This window comes from Maribacter sp. (genome assembly GCF_049667165.1).
In the GTDB taxonomy this organism is placed as follows: Bacteria; Bacteroidota; Bacteroidia; order Flavobacteriales; family Flavobacteriaceae; genus Maribacter_A.
The window spans coordinates 1-2,335 of sequence record NZ_JBATHS010000273.1 but is presented as its reverse complement, the minus strand read 5'-3'; the positions used below and the strand labels follow the sequence as shown (position 1 = coordinate 2,335).

Genomic DNA, 2,335 nt, shown 5'->3' with positions numbered 1-2,335 from the left:
CGTAAATTAACTAAGGAAAATAAGCTTTTGGAAGAAAAAGTAAAAGAAAGGACCAATGAATTGCAAACTTCCTTAAACGACTTAAAGAATACACAATCACAATTGGTCCAATCCGAAAAAATGGCTTCCCTAGGTGAACTGACGGCCGGTATTGCCCATGAAATACAGAACCCTTTGAACTTTGTCAATAATTTCTCTGAAGTAAATAAGGAACTGTTACTAGAGATGGATGAAGAAATTGAAAAAGGAAATTTTAATGAAGTCAAAGCCCTTGCCAAGGATGTTGCGGATAATGAGGATAAGATAATCTTTCATGGAAAACGAGCCGATGATATTGTCAAAGGCATGTTACAGCACAGTCGCAGCAGCAGTGGGCAAAAAGAGCCCACTGACATCAACGCCCTGGCCGACGAATATCTTCGCCTGGCCTATCATGGGTTGCGTGCCAAGGACAAGAGTTTCAACGCCACCATAAACACCGATTTCGACCCAACAGTCGGAAAAGTCAATGTCATTCCACAAGATATCGGCCGGGTAATTTTAAACCTGATTACGAATGCTTTTTACGTGGTCGATGAAAAGAAGAAATCAGCAACTTCCGATGTTGCCTTAAACGGCTATGAGCCTACGGTTTCGGTCGGTACAGAAAAGATGGGCAATAAAGTGGAAATCTTCGTCCAGGACAATGGCAGTGGTATTCCAGAAAAAGTTAAAGAAAAAATATTCCAACCCTTTTTCACGACCAAACCCACGGGACAGGGCACAGGATTGGGTTTATCATTATCTTACGATATCATAAAAGCCCATGGGGGAGAATTGAAGGTGGAGACAAAAGTAAACGAGGGAACAGTTTTCAAGATTTCATTGCCAATTGAATCTATTTAAAATGGATACAGCTAAAGAACAAGAATTACTTCAAACCCATCAATTTTGGGTAGCATCGTTTTTGGAAGATTCATCCTTAGATGAATTGGATAGTATTCTCTCTCATGATATAATGGGTTACGGCACTACCCGAGACGAAAAGATTTTTGGAAGGGAAGAAGTTAGGGACTTAATTGAAATTGGGCGGCAACAAAGACTATTACTTGATAATTATAGGTATGATTTAGAAATCGTAAAAAAGCTAATTTCTAAAAAGGGTGATGCGGCAATCATTGTAGCGGAAATAAATGTAAGCTATACAAGCGATAAGAATAAAACCTTGTTACCCCTTAGGATCAGCACTGTTTTTTTATATGATGAGAAATGGAAAGTGACCCATTGGCATGGTTCGCTTGGTGTTGAAACTGATGGCGATACTTGGCATCAAAATGAATGGCAACGTGAAAAAGAGCGACTACAGAAACAGGTAGATGAACAAACTGCCAAGCTAAAAAAATCTCTGGAAGACCTAAAAGCCACTCAATCCCAGCTTATTCAGTCCGAAAAAATGGCCAGTCTTGGGGAGTTAACGGCTGGCATCGCCCACGAGATACAGAATCCCTTGAACTTTGTCAACAACTTCTCCGAGGTGAATACCGAATTGATTGATGAGATGCAGGACGAATTTAAAGCCGGAAATACCGAAGAGGCGATTGCCATCTCCAATGATATAAAAGAAAATCAGAAAAAAATCAACCACCATGGTAGAAGGGCTGATGCGATTGTGAAAGGGATGTTACAGCACAGCCGGAACAATACCAATGAAAAAGAAGCTACCAATATTAATGCACTGGCAGATGAATACCTAAGATTGTCCTATCATGGACTTAGAGCGAAGGATAAATCCTTTAATGCCAAATTAGAAACTGATTTTGATAAATCATTAGGTAGTGTGAATGTTGTTGCACAAGATATTGGCCGTGTCATATTAAACCTTATCACCAATGCCTTTTATGTAGTGAAACAGAAAAAGGAGCAACAAAAAGAAGGCTATGAACCTACCGTCTCGGTAAGTACAAAAAAGAATAAAGATACGATTACCATTAGCGTAAAGGACAATGGGAACGGTATTCCCCAAGCCATTAAAGAGAAGATTTTCCAGCCCTTCTTCACCACCAAACCCAGTGGTGAGGGTACTGGCCTGGGGCTGAGTTTAAGTTATGATATTGTGAAGTCCCACGGGGGGGAACTCATAGTCGAGACCCATGAAGGTAAGGGCACCGAATTCACCATCATTTTACCTAATATCGAAACCAAAAAAAAATAGAAGGATTACAAACACAAACAGCATGAAAATATTAGTAGTAGACGACGAAAAAGATGTACAATTGCTCTTCCAGCAGCGATTTCGAAAAGAAATCAGGACCGGGGTACTAAATTTTGTTTTTGCATTTTCGGGAGAAGAGGCACT

2 protein-coding genes are annotated in these 2,335 nt (G+C 40.1%); both read left to right on the top strand.

Going from position 1 to position 2,335, the window contains the following annotated elements; genetic code table 11:
- The coding region (locus WBM98_RS13275; protein ID WP_424366504.1) for a sensor histidine kinase at window positions 1-885 on the top strand (885 nt) is incomplete at its 5' end.
- Window position 886: 1 nt separating this feature from the next.
- Window positions 887-2,191, top strand: a complete 1,305-nt coding sequence (locus WBM98_RS13270) for a sensor histidine kinase (RefSeq protein WP_424366503.1) — start codon at window positions 887-889, stop codon at window positions 2,189-2,191.
- Window positions 2,192-2,335: the final 144 nt, after the last annotated feature.

Bases quoted from the DNA above. Each gene is read 5' to 3' on its own strand.
- WBM98_RS13270 (WP_424366503.1), top strand. From the start codon at position 887: ATGGATACAGCTAAAGAACAAGAATTACTTCAAACCCATCAATTTTGG.